The organism is Curtobacterium salicis, from assembly GCF_011759505.1.
Classification (GTDB): domain Bacteria; phylum Actinomycetota; class Actinomycetes; order Actinomycetales; family Microbacteriaceae; genus Curtobacterium; species Curtobacterium salicis.
This window is the reverse complement of record NZ_JAAOYO010000001.1, coordinates 445975-464719: the sequence shown is the minus strand read 5'-3', so window position 1 is coordinate 464719 and position 18745 is coordinate 445975. Positions and strand designations below refer to the sequence as shown.

Here is an 18745-nt window from a genome sequence, read left to right as displayed (position 1 = left end):
CGGCCTGGTCAGGTCAGGTGGGGGAGGGGAGTCAGTAGGACGAGGCGTCGTCGCCGCGGTCGGAGGCTGCACCGGTCGCACTGCGGTGGGCGACCTCGTCGAGGATGCGGGCGGAGGCGCTGGTGCCGATGCGGCTCGCGCCCGCGTGGACCATCTCGATCAGGGTGTCGAGACCACGGACGCCGCCGGACGCCTTGACCCCGGTGTCGGGGCCGACCGTCTCGCGCATCAGCCGGATGTGCTCGGCGGTGGCGCCACCGCCGGCGAACCCGGTCGAGGTCTTCACGAACGCGGCACCCCCGGCGACGGCGGCGCGGCTGGCGGCGACGATCTCGTCGTCGCTCAGGTAGGCGGTCTCGAGGATGACCTTGACGACGGTGTCGCCGGCCGCGTCCACGACGGCGTGGACGTCCTGCTCGACGCGCTGCCAGTCGCCCGACTTCGCAGCGCCGATGTCCTGCACCATGTCCAGCTCGAAGGCACCGTCGGCGAGTGCCTGCAGCGACTCGGCGACCTTGGCCGCGGTCGACGTGGTGCCGTGCGGGAACCCGATGACCGTCCCGACACCGACGCCGGTGCCCTGGAGGCGCTCGACGGCGTGCAGGACGTCACCCGGGCGGACGCACACGCTGAAGACACGGTACGCGGCGGCCTCGTCGAGCTGCGCGTCGACGTCGGAGCGGCTCAGCTCGGGCTTGAGGATCGCATGGTCGATGAGACGACGCACCGAATCAGCGTCGATGTCGGTCGAGTTGTCGGGGAACGCTGCGGTGGCCACGCGGCAAGCCTACAAGCAGGCGTGGGGCGTACCGTGCGGAGCATGCGCGTCCTCGTCACCGGGGCCACCGGGTACATCGGTGGTCGACTGGTCCCCAGACTCCTCGATGCCGGGCACGACGTCCGGGTCCTCGTCCGCAACCCCCGCAAGCTCCAGGACGTCCCCTGGAGCGACCGGGTCGAGGTGGCCGAGGGCGACCTCCAGGACGCCGACGCCGTCGCCGAGGCGGTCGCCGGGATCGAGGCCGTCTACTACCTCGCCCACGCTATGGGCGCCGACGGCGACTTCGAGCAGGCCGAACGCGACGCCGCGCAGACGATGGCCCGTGTCGCCCACGACGCCGGTGTCCGCCGCTTCGTGTACCTCGGCGGACTGCACCCCGACGGCGACCTCAGCAAGCACCTCCGCAGCCGGAAAGAGGTCGGCGAGATCCTCCTCGGCTCCGGCGTCCCGACAGTCGCGCTGCAGGCCGGCGTGGTGATCGGTTCCGGCAGCACCTCGTTCGAGATGATCCGCCACCTGACCGACGTCCTGCCGTGGATGCCCGCACCCCGCTGGGTGCGGAACCGCATCCAGCCGATCGCGGTGCGCGACGTCCTCTACTACCTCGTCGAGGCGCTCACGATCCCGGCCGACGTCAACCGCACGTTCGACATCGGCGGCCCCGACGTCCTGCGCTACGGCCAGATGCTCAACGGCTACGCGGTCGAGGCGAAGCTGCCCCAGCGACCCATCTCGGTCCTCCCGGTGCTCACCCCCCGACTCGCGGCGCACTGGTTCAACGTCGTGACGCCGATCCCGCGCAAGCTCGCGACGCCGATCATCGAGTCGCTGCAGTTCGAGTGCGTGCAGCGGGAACACGACATCGACGACGTCATCCCGCAGCCCGAGGGCGGACTCACCTCGTACCGCCGCGCCGTCCGGCTCGCCCTGACGAAGATGCGCAAGGGCGAGGTCGAGACCAGCTGGCGGAACGCGACGCTCTCGAGCGGCTCGGCCGACCCGCTGCCGAGCGATCCGGACTGGGCCGGCCACACCGTCTACGTCGACGACCGCAAACGTCACTCGTCGGCTCCGCCGGAGGCCGTGTGGAGTGTCGTCGAGTCGATCGGCGGCGAGAACGGCTGGTACTCGTTCCCGCTCGCCTGGGTCGCCCGCGGCTGGCTCGACAAGATCGCCGGCGGCGTCGGCCTGAACCGTGGCCGTCGCGACCCGAAGCGGCTCGAGCAGGGCGACGCGCTCGACTGGTGGCGCGTCGAGCGGCTCGTCCGCGGTCGGTACCTGCGCCTCCGCGCCGAGTTCAAGTCGCCGGGCCGCGCCTGGCTCGAGATGACGGTCACCCCGGCCGACGACGGTGGCAGCGACTACCACCAGCGGGCGGTCTACTTCCCGCAGGGCCTCGCCGGTCGGCTCTACTGGTACGGCATCCTGCCGTTCCACGGCGTCATCTTCCCGGGCATGGTCGAGCGGATCACCGCCCGGGCCGAACGGGAGGCGCACCGCACCGACTCGACGCAGCGCAACTCCACGTACCAGAATGACGACGCGCAGCCAGCGCACGAGGAGGCGGCATGAGCGACGACGGTACGGACGGACGCGGCCCCGGTGGCCGCGACACGGGCGGCGGTGTCCTGTTCCTCGGTGACAGCATCACCGCGGGCGGCGACTGGGGTCAGTGGCTGCCGGACGAGCGGACGATCAACCTCGGTGTCGACGGCGACACCACGGACGGCGTCCTGGCGCGGCTGGACGAGGTCGTGCAGGCAGCGCCCGAGGTCATCGTCCTGCTGATCGGGACCAACGACTTCGGCCACCACCGCGCGAGCGCGGAGCACGTCGTCCGGAACGTCGAGTCGGCACTCGTGGCGCTCCGCCGTGCGCTGCCGGGCGTCCGGCTGCTGCTGGTGTCGATCCTGCCGCGGCAGGCCGAGTACACGCAGAAGATCGAGCAGGCGAACCGACACCTCCGCCAGTTCGTCGCGACCTGCCACGCGCAGTACCTCGACGTCTGGCCGGCCCTGGCCGACGGCGACCACCTCGACGAACGGTTCACCGACGACGGCCTGCACCTCGACGAGGACGGGTACCGCGCCTACGTCGCCGAGCTCGTCCCGGCGCTCGAGCGGGTCCGGGAGCTGCCGCCGATGTCACGGCCGATCTCCCTGGCCGATCTTCGGGACGCGCAGGACCGATGACGGCACGGAAGGGGCGGCCCGCGATCGGGTCGTCGCAGCAGGCCGCGTCCCAGCAGGCGCCCACACAGCGGGCTGCTCGAACCGCTCCCGGTGCCGATCGTGGTCGTGGCGCCAGCGGGGACCGTCGAGAGCTCCCGGACTACACCCGGCCGGCCCTGGCGCCGTCGCTCCTCGCCGCGGTGGTGCTCCTGGCGTGTGTCGCGTTCCTCGACTCGTCCGCGTTCGTGTTCGCGCGCTGGGGGGTCACGGTCCTGGCGCTCATCGTGCTGGTGTTCGCCATCCGCGGGCGTGTCTGGTGGGCCGCGGTCCTCACCGCCGCCGTCGCCGTGTCGTGGAACCCGGTCGTCGTGCTGCCGATCCCGGGCCAGCTCTGGGCGGCACTGCAGCTCGTCGCGGCCGCGCTGTTCATCGTCGTCGGCATCACGGTCAAGGTGCCCCGCGCGGCGGACTGACGCCGCGCCTCCCGGTAGGATCGCAAGTGCTGTGCACAGCGCACGGCGGCACGACCTGGAAGGCATGGATGAGCAACGAGACCGAGCCGGTGACCGAGAGTCCTCTGCTGACCCCTCGACCGTCCTCCGGCGGTCTCGACCGTCCTGACGTCGTCCTCCGCAAGGGACGGCTGACCCTCATCAACGGGCACCTCACGCCGCAGCAGTCGATGATCGAGGACCTGCTCTTCCTCGACGACGCCCTCACCGCGGGCGATGTCGACCACCTCCTCATCCGCGGCAACGACCAGCGTCCGGTGATCGCCGTCGACGAGCGCGACCGCCAGCGTGCCGAGAGCGCCGTGATGGACGCCGCCGCCGGGGAGCCGTTCTACGCGAAGCCGCCGGGCAAGGCCGCCCTGCTCGTCGTCGACGACGGTTTCGGGTCGGCCGACGAGCCCGTGCTCCGACTGTTCCGTCCGCGGCTCGAGCCGTTGGGCCGCCTGCGCTACGGCGCCGAGACGAGCGTGCAGCTCGAGTTCTGGCGCGTCACCGAGACCGAGGTCCTGGCGCCCGTCGAGAACGCCCTGATGCGTCGCAGCCTGCCGATCGAGGAGTTCGTCCTCGTCGACATCGAACGGTACGGCCGCGGGTGGTCCACCGTCGAGCACATGTTCGACGATCATGTCTCGGACATCCGCTTCCCGGTCGACATCGTCTTCTCGTGGGTGGACGGCAACGCGATCGAGTACCAGCGCGCCCGTCAGGCCGCGCAGGCGACCGCCGTACTGGGGGAGGGCGACGACGCCCCGGCCCGCTTCCGGCAGATCAACGAGCTGAAGTACGCGCTCCGGTCGGTCCACATCTTCGCGCCCTGGATCCGCCGCATCTACATCGCGACGGACTCGCCGGCGCCGGAGTGGCTCGCCGACCACCCGAAGGTGCGCATCGTCCGCAGCGAGGAGTTCTTCGCCGACCCCTCCGTCCTGCCGACGCACAACTCGCAGGCCGTCGAGGCGCAGTTGCACCACATCCCGGGGCTCAGCGAGCACTTCATCTACTCGAACGACGACATGTTCTTCGGGCGCCAGGTGGACCCGTCGATGTTCTTCAGCCCGGGATCGGTGACGAAGTTCATCCTCGCGACGACCCGGATCGGGCTCGGCACGAACAACCCGGCGCGCAGTGGGTTCGAGAACTCCGCCCGCGTCAACCGGCAGCTGCTGCAGCAGCGCTTCGGAGCCGTCACCACGCGGCACCTCGAGCACGCCGCGACGCCGCTCCGGAAGAGCATCATGACCGAGATGGAGCACGAGTTCGCGGCGGAGTTCGCAGCGACCGCCGGCTCCCGGTTCCGTGCGGCGGACAACATCTCCGTGACGAACTCGTTGTACCACTACTACGCGCTGCTCACGGGTCGGGCGATCATCCAGGAGAACGCGACCGTCGGCTACATCGACACGACGATGGAGGCCGGACTCCGCGAGCTCGACGAGCTGCTGAAGAAGCGGAACGTCGACATGTTCTGCCTCAACGACGGCAGCTTCCCGGAGGTCAGCGACGAGGAGCGCACGGAGCGTGTCACCGACTTCCTCGAGCGGTACTTCCCGTTCCCGGCGCCGTGGGAGCGCCCCGGCGCCTAGGCGTGGACAGAAGGGCCCCTGGAGGCCCTCCTGTGCCCTCACCGGTGGATCGGGGACACCGGCACCGAGTCGAGGGTGAACACCGGCATCGAGGCCGTCACCGGCGCCGGCTCGACCGCCGACGGGATGACGACGCCGGCGGCAGCCAGTCGTGCTTCGGTCTCCATCGAGGAGACCGGTTCGCCGACGGTGGCGTAGGTGCCGATCGGGACGACGGAGTGCACGACCTGGTGGCCGTACACGTGCATCAGGTTGAACGACTGGGCACCGTCGCGCCCCCGTGTGCCGCCCTGGAACTCGTTGAGGTCCTGCGTGTAGCAGGTGGCGCTGGCGACCGAGACCGGGATGCCCGCGAAGACGGCACTGGTCGAGTAGTGCAGGTGCCCGGCGATGATGGTGAGGATGTCACTGCCTTCGACCACCTCGGCCAGGGCCGGCTGGTCGCGGAGCTCGACGAGGACGGTGAGGTCCTGGACGCTCGGCACGGGCGGGTGGTGCATCGCGAGGATCGTCCCGTGCGGTGCTGCTTCGGAGAGGACCTCGGCGAGCCAGTCGAGCTGCTCGGGGGAGACCTCGCCGTGGTGGTGTCCCGGGACGCTGGTGTCGAGGGTGATCACGCGCAGCCCGTTCACGTCGTAGACGAAGTCGACGGGGCGGTCGGTGGGCTGCAGGCCGAACAGCTCCTGGCGGAACGCACCACGTTCGTCGTGGTTGCCCATCGCCCAGATGACCTGCGCGCCGAGTCGTTCGGCTGCCGGTTCGATGATGTCCCGCACCTTGACGTACGCGCCGGGTTCGCCCTTGTCGGCGACGTCACCGGTGATGACGATGGCCTCGGGGCGGGAGCCGGATGCTTCGATCTCGGCGATGATCTGTCCGAGTCGTGCCGCGGAGTCCACGGCCCCGTAGAGCGCGCCGTCGCCGGCGATGAGGTGGGTGTCGCTGAGGTGGAGCAGGAAGTGGTTCGGCCTGGGGTGTTCAGCCGTCCGGGCGTCCATCGGTCTCTTCTTCCGTTGGCAGCGGGTGCGTGGTGCAACACAGTGCCACACCGTCCTCGACGATTCCAGCACTGGCGTCTGAACGCCCCGTGAACTGGGGCGGCGTGTCCGGTGTCCTGAGGCGAAACGACATGAGGCGAACACACGAGCCCCCGTTCGCGAAGCGAACGGGGGCTCGTGTGTTCTTGCCGAGAAGTACTACCTGGTTCCGGCACCGACCTGCGGGGCCTGGTGGGTCCCTTCGAGGTCGGGACCGTGGTGGGCGGCGTGTGCGGCTTCGAGCTCGTTCTTCGACACCGGCTCGATGCGGTCTTCGAAGAAGAAGCGGGAAGCGCGCGCACGGGCCTTCTGCAGCGAGGTGATGCGACCACGGGAGTCCGGGCGGATCATCAGCGGCTTGTAGTCGTTGAATTCCAGCAGACGCCAGCGCTCGTACTCGTCCAGCTGCTCGTGGACCTCGATGTACTCACCGTGCGGCAGTCGGACGATGCGGCCGGACTCGTACCCGTGCAGGACGATCTCGCGGTCCTTCTTCTGCAGTGCCAGGCAGACACGCTTCGTGATCCAGAAGGCGACGAACGGGCCGAGGACCGTCGTTGCCTGGAGCACGTGGATCACGTGGTTGATCGACACCATGAAGTGCGTCGCGATGAGGTCGGACGACGCCGCGGTGAACAGCGCGCCGTACAGCGTGATGCCGGCGACACCGATCGCGGTGCGCGTCGGGGCGTTGCGCGGGCGGTCGGCGATGTGGTGCTCACGCTTGTCGCCGGTGACCCAGGCCTCGATGAACGGGTACACGAAGATCGTCACGATGAGACCCATGAGGATCGCGATCGGCACGAGGATGTTGAACGAGACCGTGTAGCCGAACCAGTTGACCTCCCAGTGCGGCGGCACCAGACGGAGCGCGCCGTCCGCGAAGCCGATGTACCAGTCAGGCTGGGTACCGGCGGACACGGGGGAGGGGTCGTACGGGCCGTAGTTCCAGATCGGGTTGATCGTGAAGAACGACGCGATCGCGGCGAGGATGCCGGCGACGATGAAGAAGAAGCCACCGGCCTTCGCGGCGAAGGCGGGGAGGATCGGGACACCGACGACGTTCTCGTTGGTCTTGCCCGGGCCCGCGTACTGGGTGTGCTTGTTGATGACGACGAGCACGAGGTGGACACCGAGCACCGCGACGAGGATCGCCGGCAGCAGCAGGATGTGCAGCGTGTAGAGGCGGCCGACGATGTCGGTGCCCGGGAACTCGCCACCGAAGAGCAGGTAGGCGATCCAGACGCCGATGACCGGCACACCCTCGATCATGCCGACGATGATGCGCAGACCGTTGCCGGAGAGCAGGTCGTCGGGGAGCGAGTAGCCCGTGAAGCCCTCGGCCATGGCCAGGACCCAGAGGACGAAGCCGAAGACCCAGTTGAGCTCACGCGGCTTGCGGAACGCGCCCGTGAAGAAGACGCGGGCCATGTGCAGCATGACGGAGGCCACGAACAGCAGGGCCGCCCAGTGGTGGATCTGACGGACGAACAGACCGCCGCGGATCTCGAACGAGATGTTGAGCGTGGACTGCAGCGCCACGGACATCTCGACGCCCTTGAGCGGGACGTAGGGGCCGCTGTAGACGACCTCGGCCATCGACGCCTGGTAGAAGAACGTCAGGAACGTGCCCGAGAGCAGGACGACGACGAAGCTGTAGAGCGCGACTTCACCGAGCATGAAGCTCCAGTGGTCGGGGAAGATCTTGCGACCGACCTCCTTCACCAGGCCGGAGATGCTGGTGCGCTCGTCGATGTAGTTCGCGGTGTAGTTGATCAGGCGCGAACCACGGTCAGGAGCCGGCTTGTTCGCCGACTCGGTGGTGGGGGTGGTGGTCGTTGTGCTGCTCATGAGCGTGCACGCTCCCAGAAGGACGGGCCGACCGGCTCGTGGAAGTCGCTCTGTGCGACCAGGTAGCCGTCGTCATCGACCGAGATCGGAAGTTGAGGAAGGGGGCGGGCCGCCGGTCCGAAGATGACCTCGCAGTTGTTCGAGACATCGAAGGTGGACTGGTGGCACGGGCACAGCAGGTGGTGCGTCTGCTGCTCGTAGAGCGCGACCGGGCACCCGACGTGGGTGCAGATCTTGGAGTAGGCGACGATGCCGTCGTATCCCCAGTTCTCGTGGCCCTTGGCGGGGTTGAGGTCCTTCGGGTCCAGACGCATCAGGAGGACGGCGGCCTTGGCCTTCTCCTCGAGCATGTCCTCGGAGTCGAGCATGCCCTCGGGGATGACGTGGAACACCGATCCGATGGTGACGTCGGACGCCTTGATCGGCAGACCCGTCGGGTCCTTGGTCAGGCGGAGGCCCGACTTCCAGAAGGTGTGACGGAGCAGCTCGTTCGGGTCTTCCTTCGGCGCGAGGTCGCGCACCAGGACGATGCCGGGGAGGGGGAAGGCCACCAGGGCGCCGATGAGGGAGTTGCGGATCAGCTTGCGGCGGCTGAAACCGGACTCCTTGTCGGCGAGCTGGAAGGCCTCGACCGCCTTCGCCCGCGTCGCGTCCGTGCCACGAGTGGTGTGGCGCATCTCGGTGATCTCGCGGTCGGAGACGAGCGTCTTCGACCAGTAGACGGCACCGATGCCGAGGGCGAGCAGGGCGAGCGTGATGGCGAGACCGAGGAAGAGGTTCGCGGAGCGGACCGAGCCGAAGTCCTTCGAGTCGATCGGGAAGGCGATGTACGCCGCGATCGACAGGACACTCGCGACGATCGACACGTAGAAGAACGTGGCGACCTGGCGCTCGGCCAGCCGCTGCTTCTTCGGGTCGACGTCGGTGCGGCGGGCGCGGTGCGGCGGCTCGCCCGGGTTCTCGAACGGCTCGTGCGGCAGGACAGCGGTCCCGACCGGCTCCGTGGCGCCGTGCTTCTCGACAGCCGAGGACGAGTTCAGCGCCTCGTCGTCGTGCTCTGCCATGGTGTTCCCTTCAGTGCCGTGCGACACGGACGATCAGTTGGTCTTCGCGGTCAGCCAGACGGTCATCGCGACGACCGCTCCGAGACCGAAGATCCAGATGAACAGACCCTCGGCGACCGGGCCGAGGTCACCCAGGCCGAAACCACCGGGCGACTTGTTGTCCTGCACGTACTTGAGGTACGTGATGACGTCGGCCTTCTGGTCCGGGGTGAGGTTCAGGTCGTTGAAGACCGGCATGTTCTGCGGGCCGGTGAGCATGGCCTCGTAGATGTGCTTGCCGGAGACGTCGCGCAGGTTCGGCGCGTACTTGCCCTCGGTCAGCGCGCCACCGGCACCGGCGACGTTGTGGCACATCGCACAGTTGATGCGGAAGAGCTCGGCGCCTTCGGCGGCGTCGCCCTCTGCACCGGCGGTGAGCTTCGACGAGGGGATCGACGGGCCGGGGCCGAGCGAGGCGACGTAGGCGGCCATCGCGTCGACCTGCTGGTCCGTGAACTGCTCCGGCTTCTCTTCACCCTGGGGACCCTGAGCGGCCAGCGGCATGCGGCCAGTGCCCACCTGGAAGTCGACCGAGGCGGCACCGACACCGATGAGGGACGGACCCTCACTCGTGCCCTGCGCGGACAGCCCGTGACAGGTGGCGCAGTTCGATGCGAAGAGCTTCTGGCCCTCGTTGACCTGCGACTGGCTGGATGCGGCCAGCGTCGTGTTGGTGCTGTCGTCGGCGTTGGCCGACGTGCTGAACAGTGCGTACGCACCACCGGTCGTCATGAGTGCGACGGCGAGGAGGGACACGGTCGCCAGGGGGGAGCGACGGCCCTTCTTGTTCTTCTTCGATGTGTTGAACATGCTGTGGGGCTGCCTGATTCTCACTTGAGGAGGTAGATGACGGCGAAGAGACCGATCCACACGACGTCGACGAAGTGCCAGTAGTACGACACGACGATCGCGGTGGTGGCTTCCTTGTGCCCGAAGTTCTTCGCGGCGAACCCACGCCCGAGCGTGAGGAGGAAGGCGATGAGACCGCCGGTCACGTGCAGGCCGTGGAAGCCGGTGGTCATGTAGAAGGCGGAGCCGTAGGCGCTCGAGGAGAGCGTCATGCCCTCGTGCCAGAGGTTGGCGTACTCGAAGATCTGCCCACAGACGAAGATCGCGCCCATGCAGTACGTGACGAAGAACCACTCCGTCATGCCCCAGTCCTTGGGGTTCCAGCTGGTGCGGTGCACCTGGAACCGCTCGGCGGCGAAGACCGCGAACTGGCAGGCGAAGCTCGACAGAACCAGGACGATGGTGTTCACCGAAGCGAAGGGCACCTCGAGCTTGGCGCTCTCGGTTGCCCAGAGCTCGGGGGAGGTGCTTCGCAGCGTGAAGTAGATCGCGAACAGGCCGGCGAAGAACATGACCTCGCTGCCCAGCCACACGATCGTCCCCACGGCAACGGGGTTCGGCCTGTTCAGGACCGGACCGCTGACGGATCTGGAGAGAGGGGTGCTTGTCACGTCTTCCATTATGGCGGAAACCCCCGACAGTGTTTTCGCAGGCAACTGGCGGGTCCTCCAGAATCAGTACGATCGAGCCATGTCTGACGCACTCTCCTGGCCCGCCGTGATCAGCGCGCTCATGGCGCGCGAGGACCTCTCGATCAGGCAGTCCACATGGGCCATGGAGCAGATCGTGCAGGGGAAGGCCACTTCCGCGCAGATCGCCGCCTTCGCCGTGGCCCTCCGCGCGAAGGGCGAGACCGTCGACGAGGTCGTCGGCTTCCGGGACGCGATCCTCGACGCCGCGGTGCCGCTCGACGTCGACCCGATGGCGCTGGACATCGTCGGGACCGGCGGTGACGTCGTCGGCACGGTCAACGTCTCGACCATGGCCGCCATCGTCATCGCCGCCGCGGGCGTGCCCGTCGTCAAGCACGGCAACCGGGCGAGCTCCTCGAAGTCCGGCTCGAGCGACGTGCTCGCCGCCCTCGGCCTCGACCTCACGATGGACGCCGCGCGTGTCGCCGAGACGTTCCGGCGTGTCGGTCTGACCTTCGCCTTCGCCAGCGCGTTCCACCCCGGATTCGCCCACGCGGCCCCGGTCCGGCGCGAGATCGGCGTCCCGACGGTGTTCAACTTCCTGGGCCCGCTGGTCAACCCGGCGCGGTGCGAGGCGAACGCGGTCGGCGTGGCGCAGCTCGAACTCGTGCCGATCATCACGGGTGTGTTCCAGACCCGCGGAGCCACGGCGCTGGTGTTCCGCGGCGACGACGGCCTCGACGAACTCACCACCACCGGCCACAGCCACATCTGGGAGGTGTCCGGCGGCCGCATCACCGAACACGACCTGGACCCGCGCGACCTCGGCATCGCCCGCGCCCGGACCGAGGACCTGCTCGGAGGCGAACCGGCGGAGAACGCCGCGATCGTCCGGACGGTCCTGGCGGGGGAGACCGGACCGGTCCGCGACATCGTCCTGCTGAACGCGGCGGCCGGCCTGGTGTCCTTCCGTCTCGCCCAGGACCCGACCGAGGCGGACCGCCCGATCCTGCAGCGCTTCCGGGAGCAGCTCGTCGTCGCGTCGGCGTCGATCGACTCCGGTGCCGCCATGCGCAAACTGGACGAGTGGGTCGGGGCGGCCCCCGTCTCCTCCTCGTCCTGAGACGCAGCGCGCGCTCGCGCGCACGCACCACGCGACGACGGGAGGCCCGTACCGGTCCTGCGGAACCGGTACGGGCCTCCCGTCTCGTGCTGTGTCGGTCAGCGGACCTCGATCAGCGGACGTCCTCGTCGACCCAGTCGAAGGTCTTCGTGACGGCCTTCTTCCAGAGGCGCAGCTGACGCTCGCGCTCCTCGGCGTCCATGGACGGCGTCCACCGCTTGTCCTCCTGCCAGTTGGCACGGAGCTCGTCGAGGTTCGCCCAGAAGCCGACGGCCAGACCGGCGGCGTAGGCGGCACCGAGGGCCGTCGTCTCGGCGACCACCGGACGGACCACGGGGACGTCGAGGATGTCGGCCTGGAACTGCATGAGCGCGTCGTTGGCGGTCATGCCGCCGTCGACCTTGAGCTCGGTGAGCTCGACGCCGGAGTCCGCGTTGACGGCATCCAGGACCTCGCGGGTCTGGAGGGCCGTCGCCTCGAGGGCGGCACGCGCGATGTGGCCCTTGTTGACGTACCGGGTCAAGCCGACGAGCGCGCCGCGGGCGTCCGGACGCCAGTACGGGGCGAAGAGACCCGAGAAGGCGGGGACGAAGTAGACGCCACCGTTGTCCTCGACCGTGGTGGCGAGCGTCTCGACCTCGGGGGCGCTGCCGATGATGCCCAGGTTGTCGCGGAGCCACTGGATGAGCGACCCGGTGACGGCGATGGACCCCTCGAGCGCGTAGTGCGTCTCCTGGTCGCCGAGCTTGTAGCCGACGGTGGTGAGCAGCCCGTTCTCCGAGCGGACGATGTCGGTGCCCGTGTTGAAGATGAGGAAGTTACCGGTGCCGTAGGTGTTCTTCGACTCGCCCTGGTCGAAGGCCGCCTGGCCGAAGGTCGCCGCCTGCTGGTCGCCGAGGATGCCGGCGATCGGGACCTCGCGGAGGAGGTTCGAGGACTCGACGTGGCCGTAGACCTCGGAGGAGCTGACGATCTCGGGCAGCATCGACTTCGGCACGCCGAAGTCGGCCAGGATGTCGTCGCGCCACTGCAGCGTCTCGAGGTCCATGAACAGGGTGCGGGAGGCGTTGGTGACGTCGGTCTTGTGGACGCCGCCGTCGGTGCCGCCGGTGAGGTTCCAGAGGACCCAGGTGTCCGTGGTGCCGAAGAGCAGGTCGCCGGCCTCCGCCTTCTCGCGGGCGCCCTCGACGTTCTCGAGGATCCACATGATCTTGGTGCCGGCGAAGTACGTCGCCAGGGGCAGGCCCACGATGGCCTTGTAACGGTCGGTGTCCCCGTCGGCGAGCTTGTCGACGATCGACTGGGTGCGGGTGTCCTGCCAGACGATGGCGTTGTAGACGGCCTTGCCCGTGGTGCGGTCCCACACGACGGCCGTCTCGCGCTGGTTCGTGATGCCGACCGCGGCGACGTCGTGGCGGGTGATGTCGGCGCGGGAGAGTGCCTGGCCGATGACCTCGCGGGTGTTGTCCCAGATCTCCGCCGGGTCGTGCTCGACCCAACCGGCGCGCGGGAAGATCTGCTCGTGTTCCTTCTGACCGACGGAGACGATCGACCCGGAGTGGTCGAAGACGATCGCTCGCGTGCTGGTCGTGCCCTGGTCGATGGCGACGATGTAGTCGGCCATTGGTGCTCCTTACGACGGTGTTCGGTGCTGCGGTCGGGACGGGTCGACCCGGTCGCGGGGTGTTCGGGTGGTGCTGCGCGCGGGTGACCCGCGAGGGGAGGGACGCGGCCGCCGCGAGGGAGGTACAGCGCGGCGGCCGCGTCGTGGTGCCGTGTGGCGGTGACTACGCCATCGGGAGCAGCGCGCCGGAGAGGATCGCGGCGATCGCGCCACCGACGAGCGGGCCGACGACCGGGACCCAGGCGTAGGACCAGTCGCTGGTGCCCTTGCCCGCGATGGGCAGGAAGGCGTGCGCGATGCGCGGGCCGAGGTCACGTGCCGGGTTGATCGCGTACCCGGTGGGGCCACCGAGCGAGACACCGATCGCGATCACCAGGAAGGCGACCGGGATCGCTCCGAGTTCGGACGGCGTCTTGCCGTTCGTGAAGGCGAGGACCACGAACACGAGGACGAACGTGCCGATGATCTCGGTCACGAGGTTCCACGCGTAGTTGCGGATCGCGGGGCCGGTGGAGAACACGCCGAGCTTGGCGGCGGGGTCCGGCTCCTCGTCGAAGTGCTGCTTGTAGGCGAGCCAGACGATGACCGCACCGATGATCGCGCCGATGAGCTGCGCGAGCCAGAAGAGGAGCATCTCGCCGACGGAGATGTTGCCGATGATGGCCTGCGCGAGGCTGACGGCCGGGTTCAGCTGGCCGCCGGACTTGTACGAGACGGTGACGCCGGCGAAGACCGCGAAGCCCCAACCGATCGTGACCATGAGGAAGCCTGCACCGAAGCCCTTGGACTTCGTGAGCGAGACCGCGGCGACCACGCCGCCACCCAGGATGATGAGCATCGCCGTGCCGACGAGCTCAGACAGGAATTTGACGCCGATGTCGTCCACCGGTACCTCCGATTTGCTGTGGTCGGGGGCCCCGGCTGAGCACCGGCACTCCCCGTCGAGTGATTGAGCCCGAGCATAGTGCTGGGAATTTCCGGAGGGCGATGGACTCGAACCGCAATCCCGTGAAAGTGAACGGACGTGCACTGGTCGTGGATGCCCGGGGACTCGCGCACCGCCCCGGACGACGCCGCTGATGCACGAACGTGCAGAACGACGGCACAGGTGCCCGGTACTGCCCCTGGCGCGGACACGTCCCGGCGGTACAGTGAGCCGACTCCGGACGACGTCGGCGGTGTGCAGGCGGTGGACCGGTGGCAGGACACCCGTGTCGGACCCGTGACACACACCCGTCGCACACCCGTCGCACTCCCGGAGGCGCAGCATGAAGAAGCTCATCAACGACCCGCAGGACGTCGTCATCGAGACCGTCCGCGGATTCGCCCTCGCCCACGCCGAGCACGTCGTGCTGGTCGAAGACCCGGTGCACCTGCACCGCCGCGACGCTCCGGTCCGGGGCAAGGTCGGCATCGTCAGCGGTGGTGGCAGCGGACACGAGCCCCTGCACGCCGGCTTCGTCGGCCACGGCATGCTCGACGCGGCCGTCCCCGGACCGGTGTTCACCAGCCCGACACCGGACCCGATCGTCGCCGCCACCAAGGCCGTGGACGGGGGAGCGGGCGTGCTCCACATCGTCAAGAACTACACCGGGGACGTCCTGAACTTCGAGACCGCCGCCGAACTCGCCGAGATGGACGACATCCGGGTCGAGAGCGTCGTGGTGGACGACGACGTCGCCGTGCAGGACTCGCTCTTCACCGCCGGCCGCCGTGGTGTCGCCGGCACCGTCGTCGTCGAGAAGTGCGCGGGTGCCGCCGCCGAACGCGGTGACGACCTCGACGCCGTCGCGGCCGTGGCCCGGCACGTCAACGAGGTGACCCGGTCCATGGGACTCGCGCTGGCCTCCGGCACCGTGCCGCACGCCGGAGAGCCGTCGTTCACCCTGGCCGACGACGAGGTCGAGCTCGGCATCGGCATCCACGGCGAGCCCGGTCGCGAGCGGATCCCGATGGCGCCCGCGGACGAACTGGTCGACCGCGTGCTCGAGCCGATCCTGACCGACCTCGACGCAGCCGCCGGATCGCAGCTGCTCCTGCTCGTCAACGGCATGGGCGGGACGCCGCAGTCCGAGCTCTACATCGCCTACCGACGCGCCGCCGAGGTCCTCTCGGATCGCGGCTACACGGTCGCGCGTAGCCTGGTCGGCAACTACGTGACCTCACTGGAGATGCAGGGGTTCTCGCTCACCGTCACGGTGCTCGACGAGGACCTCACGGCACTCTGGGACGCGCCGGTGGAGACGCCGTCGCTCCGCTGGGGACGCTGACACCGCACGACGACTCCGCTCACGACGCCGACCCGCCGGTCGGCCGCACGAAGGGACACACCTTGTCGCTCGACACCGCCTGGGCCATCGACTGGGTCCGCCGCACCGCCGCCACCATCGACGAGCACCGGGCGGAGCTGATCACGCTGGACCGCGAGATCGGTGACGGCGACCACGGTGAGAACCTCGACCGCGGGTTCCGCGCGGTGGTCGTCGCGCTCGACGACGCGGACCTCGAGACCCCCGGTGCGGTGTTCAAGCTCGTCGCGACGAAGCTCATCTCCACCGTGGGTGGCGCGGCCGGTCCGCTGTTCGGCACGGCGTACCTCAAGGCGGCCCAGGCGGCGGGCGACGCCACCGAGCTCGACGCCGACACGCTGGTCGCCGTCCTCACCGCCGCCCGGGACGGTGTCGTCTCCCGCGGCAAGGCCGAGGTCGGCGACAAGACGATGATCGACGCCTGGACGCCGGCCGTCGACGCCGCAGCCGCAGCCGCCGCCGCGGGGGAGACCCCGGAGCGCGTGCTCGCCGCCGCCGCCGACGCCGCGGCCGGAGGTGCCGAGTCCACCGACGCGCTCGTCGCCCGCAAGGGCCGAGCGAGCTACCTCGGCGACCGCGCCGTCGGGCACCGTGACCCCGGCGCCCAGTCGAGCGCCTACGTCCTCCGCGCGGCCGTGGACGCGGCATGAGCGTCGGCATCCTCGTCGTCTCGCACAGCGCTGCCGTCGCGCAGGGCACGGTGGACATCGCACGGCAGATGGCCGGTGACGTGCAGCTCGTCGCGGCCGGTGGCACCGACGAGGGCGGCATCGGCACCTCGTTCGAGGCGATCACCGCCGGCATCGAACAGCTCGCCGGGACCGACGGCGTCGTCGTGCTGTGCGACCTCGGCTCCGCCTACCTGACGACCGACACCGCGCTCGACTTCCTCGACGACGACCTGCGGGCCCGCGTGCACGTCTCGGACGCCCCGGTCGTCGAGGGGACGGTCGCGGCGGCCGTCGCCGCCCAGACCGGGGGTGACGTCGACGCGGTCCTCGCGGCTGCCGCGAGCGCATCCGGGACCACGGTCGGGACCGACGCCGGTGCGGACGACGCGGCCACGGGCCTCCCGGGAGGCACGCCACCCGTCTCCGACGCCGGTGCGGCCGACGGGACCAACGCGACCGCCACCGTCGAGCTCGTCAACGCGTCGGGTCTGCACGCCCGCCCTGCCGCGGAGTTCGTGAAGACGGCCGCGAAGCACGACGCGTCGGTCCGGGTGAACGGGGTCGACGCGAAGAGTCTGCTGGCCATCATGGCGCTCGCGCTGCCGAAGGGCGCGACGGTGACGATCGAGGCGTCCGGCCCGGACGCCCGTCACGCGGTGGACGCGCTGGCGGACCTGGTGCGGTCCGGCTTCGGCGAGTAGTCCCTCCCGCGAAACGCAACGTGGGCGGTTCCTCGCAGCGGTACTCCGTTGCGCGGTGCCGCCCACGTTGCGTTTCGCGGAGGTCAGACGCGCTGGAGGCCCGTCACCCGCAGCAGGTCGAGTCGCGAGGCGTCGTCACTGCCCGGCACCACGGTGTAGACGACGATCCGCAGGTCGCTGCCCGGCACCGAGAGGGTGTCGCAGTCGACCTCGATCGGGCCGACGGGCGTCCGCAGGGTCTTCCGGCTGGTCCGGTGCTCGGCGATCCGGGCCTCACCCCAGCGCCGTTCGAACTCCGGGCTCGTCGCCCGCAGGTCCCGCACCAGCTCGGCGAGGTGCCGGTCGTCCGGGTAGCGGCCGACCGCGCTGCGGAGGTCCGCGGCCAGGTCGGACGCGAACGCCTCGGCGTGTTCGTCGTCGAAGTCGACGCCGGCGTGACCGTCGGTGAAGAACTGCCAGACGAGGTTCGCGGAACGTCCCTGCCACCGGTCGCCGTCGCCGGTCGCCGCCGCCCACAGGTCGTTGCGGTGCAGCAGGTCGTGGCTGGCGGTGAACACGGCGAGCGGCACGTCCGTCAACCGGTCGACGATGCGCTGCACCCCGGCCGTGATGTGCCGGGGGACGAGTCCGCGGGACGGGGGAGCGGCACCCGCGACGCGGAACAGGTGGTCACGTTCCTGCTCGGTCAGGCGGAGCGCGGTGGCGAGCGCTGCGAGCAACTGCGGTGACGGGTTGGTCGCACGCCCCTGCTCGAGCCGGACGACGTAGTCGACGCTGACTCCGGCGAGGGCGGCGAGCTCCTCACGACGCAGGCCCGCGGTCCGCCGGCCGGCACCTGCGGGCAGGCCGACCTCGGCGGGGCTCACCCGGTCGCGCCAGGACCGCAGGACGTCCGCGAACTCACTCATGGGGACATCCTCGCGCGGTTCGGCCGTGGGACCGTGGTACTGCCAGTCCCAGGGACCGCGGGACAGCACGTCGAGCGGGGCCTGGGGGAGTCGGGACAGAGCGAGCACGATGGTCCCCATGACCACCACACTCATCACCGGGGCGAACCGCAGCCTCGGACTCGAGACCGCCCGCCGACTCATCGAGGCCGGCCACACCGTGTACGCCGGCGTCCGCAACCCCGACGAGGCCGACGACGTGCGTGCCCTCGGCGCCACCGTCGTCCGCCTCGACGTCACCGACCAGGCCAGCATCGACGAGGCGTTCGCGTCGATCCCGGCGCTCGACGTCCTCGTCAACAACGCCGGCGTGCTCGGCACCTCGCACGGTGTCGACGACCTGACGGCGGACGCGATGGCGTCCGTCCTCGACGCCAACGTCACCGGCATCGTCCGCGTCACCCAGGCCGCGTTGCCGCTGCTCCGCGCCTCCGACGCCCCCGTCATCGTGAACGTCGCGTCCGGCGTCGGCTGGCCGCGGTTCCTCAGTACGCCGGGCCACGACGAGTTCCACGTGCCGAGCATCCCGTACGCCGCGTCGAAGGCCGCCGTCATCACGCTCACCGTGCAGTACGCGAAGAACCTGCCCGGCTTCCGCGTGAACGTCAGCGACCCGGGTTACACCGCGACGGACTTCAACGGGCACTCCGGCCACCAGACGGTGACCGAGGGGACCGACGCCACGGTCATGCTCGCCCTCCTCGGTCCGGACGGGCCGACGGGGGAGTTCCACAACCGGCACGGGCGCGTCGACTACTGAACGGATGCCGCGTCCCGGCGGACGCCGCGTGGGACGGACGGGAGGCGCGTGGCGAGACCGCCACGCGCCTCCCGTCCGTCTGGGCGTCGGT

General features: G+C 69.7%; 18 protein-coding genes. 9 read left to right on the top strand and 9 right to left on the bottom strand.

The features are described from left to right. Window positions 1–31: 31 nt before the first annotated feature. Complete coding sequence (gene deoC, locus E9228_RS02195) at window positions 32–778, bottom strand: deoxyribose-phosphate aldolase (protein ID WP_425248363.1); 747 nt, start codon at window positions 776–778, stop codon at window positions 32–34. A 42-nt stretch (window positions 779–820) separates the two neighbouring features. Between deoC and E9228_RS02190 the strand changes: the two genes are divergently transcribed. The 4 genes from E9228_RS02190 to E9228_RS02175 all read left to right on the top strand — a co-directional run bounded on the left by E9228_RS02190 (window position 821) and on the right by E9228_RS02175 (window position 5047). Then, window positions 821–2353, top strand: a complete 1533-nt coding sequence (locus E9228_RS02190) for an SDR family oxidoreductase (protein ID WP_166778957.1) — start codon at window positions 821–823, stop codon at window positions 2351–2353. Then, entirely contained in the window at window positions 2350–2973 is a 624-nt protein-coding gene (locus tag E9228_RS02185) for a GDSL-type esterase/lipase family protein (protein WP_166778956.1), read from the top strand. The genes E9228_RS02190 and E9228_RS02185 overlap by 4 nt, the downstream gene beginning before the upstream one ends. Beyond that, entirely contained in the window at window positions 2970–3425 is a 456-nt protein-coding gene (locus E9228_RS02180) for a DUF6804 family protein (protein WP_208385446.1), read from the top strand. The genes E9228_RS02185 and E9228_RS02180 overlap by 4 nt, the downstream gene beginning before the upstream one ends. 68 nt (window positions 3426–3493) lie before the next feature. Further along, on the top strand, window positions 3494–5047 hold the full coding sequence (locus tag E9228_RS02175; protein ID WP_166778955.1) for a stealth conserved region 3 domain-containing protein: 1554 nt from the start codon (window positions 3494–3496) through the stop codon (window positions 5045–5047). Window positions 5048–5085: 38 nt separating this feature from the next. On the opposite strand, the gene E9228_RS02170 is transcribed toward E9228_RS02175, so the two are convergent. From E9228_RS02170 to ctaE, 5 genes are all read right to left on the bottom strand, one after another. Beyond that, window positions 5086–6045, bottom strand: coding sequence for a phosphodiesterase (locus E9228_RS02170; protein ID WP_166778954.1), 960 nt, complete (start codon window positions 6043–6045; stop codon window positions 5086–5088). Between the two features lie 198 nt (window positions 6046–6243). Beyond that, entirely contained in the window at window positions 6244–7935 is a 1692-nt protein-coding gene (qcrB, locus tag E9228_RS02165) for a cytochrome bc1 complex cytochrome b subunit (RefSeq protein ID WP_166778953.1), read from the bottom strand. Beyond that, on the bottom strand, window positions 7932–8999 hold the full coding sequence (gene qcrA, locus E9228_RS02160) for a cytochrome bc1 complex Rieske iron-sulfur subunit (RefSeq protein WP_166778952.1): 1068 nt from the start codon (window positions 8997–8999) through the stop codon (window positions 7932–7934). Before qcrA ends, qcrB begins: the two co-directional genes overlap by 4 nt. Window positions 9000–9032: 33 nt before the next feature. Continuing rightward, window positions 9033–9848 carry a cytochrome bc1 complex diheme cytochrome c subunit gene (gene qcrC, locus E9228_RS02155; RefSeq protein WP_166778951.1) on the bottom strand — a complete coding sequence of 272 codons (816 nt, stop codon included), beginning with the start codon at window positions 9846–9848 and terminating at the stop codon, window positions 9033–9035. A gap of 20 nt (window positions 9849–9868) precedes the next feature. After that, complete coding sequence (gene ctaE / locus E9228_RS02150) at window positions 9869–10507, bottom strand: aa3-type cytochrome oxidase subunit III (RefSeq protein WP_110902297.1); 639 nt, start codon at window positions 10505–10507, stop codon at window positions 9869–9871. Between the two features lie 70 nt (window positions 10508–10577). Between ctaE and trpD the strand changes: the two genes are divergently transcribed. Next, window positions 10578–11642 (top strand): anthranilate phosphoribosyltransferase, encoded by a 1065-nt coding sequence (gene trpD, locus E9228_RS02145; RefSeq protein ID WP_166778950.1) that lies wholly within the window; start codon window positions 10578–10580, stop codon window positions 11640–11642. Window positions 11643–11754: 112 nt separating this feature from the next. Here the strand turns inward: trpD and glpK are convergent, their stop codons facing one another. Both glpK and E9228_RS02135 read right to left on the bottom strand, forming a co-directional pair. Next, window positions 11755–13266, bottom strand: coding sequence for a glycerol kinase GlpK (gene glpK / locus E9228_RS02140; protein WP_166778949.1), 1512 nt, complete (start codon window positions 13264–13266; stop codon window positions 11755–11757). A gap of 163 nt (window positions 13267–13429) precedes the next feature. Beyond that, window positions 13430–14104 (bottom strand): MIP/aquaporin family protein, encoded by a 675-nt coding sequence (locus E9228_RS02135; RefSeq protein ID WP_208385536.1) that lies wholly within the window; start codon window positions 14102–14104, stop codon window positions 13430–13432. Window positions 14105–14534: 430 nt separating this feature from the next. On the opposite strand from E9228_RS02135, the gene dhaK reads away from it, so the two are divergent. The 3 genes from dhaK (at window position 14535) to dhaM (ending at window position 16947) form a co-directional block, all read left to right on the top strand. After that, window positions 14535–15536, top strand: coding sequence for a dihydroxyacetone kinase subunit DhaK (dhaK, locus tag E9228_RS02130; RefSeq protein ID WP_166778947.1), 1002 nt, complete (start codon window positions 14535–14537; stop codon window positions 15534–15536). A 62-nt stretch (window positions 15537–15598) separates the two neighbouring features. Continuing rightward, on the top strand, window positions 15599–16225 hold the full coding sequence (dhaL, locus tag E9228_RS02125; protein ID WP_166778946.1) for a dihydroxyacetone kinase subunit DhaL: 627 nt from the start codon (window positions 15599–15601) through the stop codon (window positions 16223–16225). Further along, entirely contained in the window at window positions 16222–16947 is a 726-nt protein-coding gene (dhaM, locus tag E9228_RS02120; RefSeq protein ID WP_166778945.1) for a dihydroxyacetone kinase phosphoryl donor subunit DhaM, read from the top strand. Before dhaL ends, dhaM begins: the two co-directional genes overlap by 4 nt. Window positions 16948–17030: 83 nt before the next feature. On the opposite strand, the gene E9228_RS02115 is transcribed toward dhaM, so the two are convergent. Further along, window positions 17031–17855, bottom strand: a complete 825-nt coding sequence (locus E9228_RS02115) for a helix-turn-helix domain-containing protein (protein ID WP_166778944.1) — start codon at window positions 17853–17855, stop codon at window positions 17031–17033. 118 nt (window positions 17856–17973) lie between these two features. Between E9228_RS02115 and E9228_RS02110 the strand changes: the two genes are divergently transcribed. Next, window positions 17974–18654 (top strand): SDR family NAD(P)-dependent oxidoreductase, encoded by a 681-nt coding sequence (locus E9228_RS02110; protein ID WP_166778943.1) that lies wholly within the window; start codon window positions 17974–17976, stop codon window positions 18652–18654. The last annotated feature ends 91 nt before the right edge of the window (window positions 18655–18745 follow it).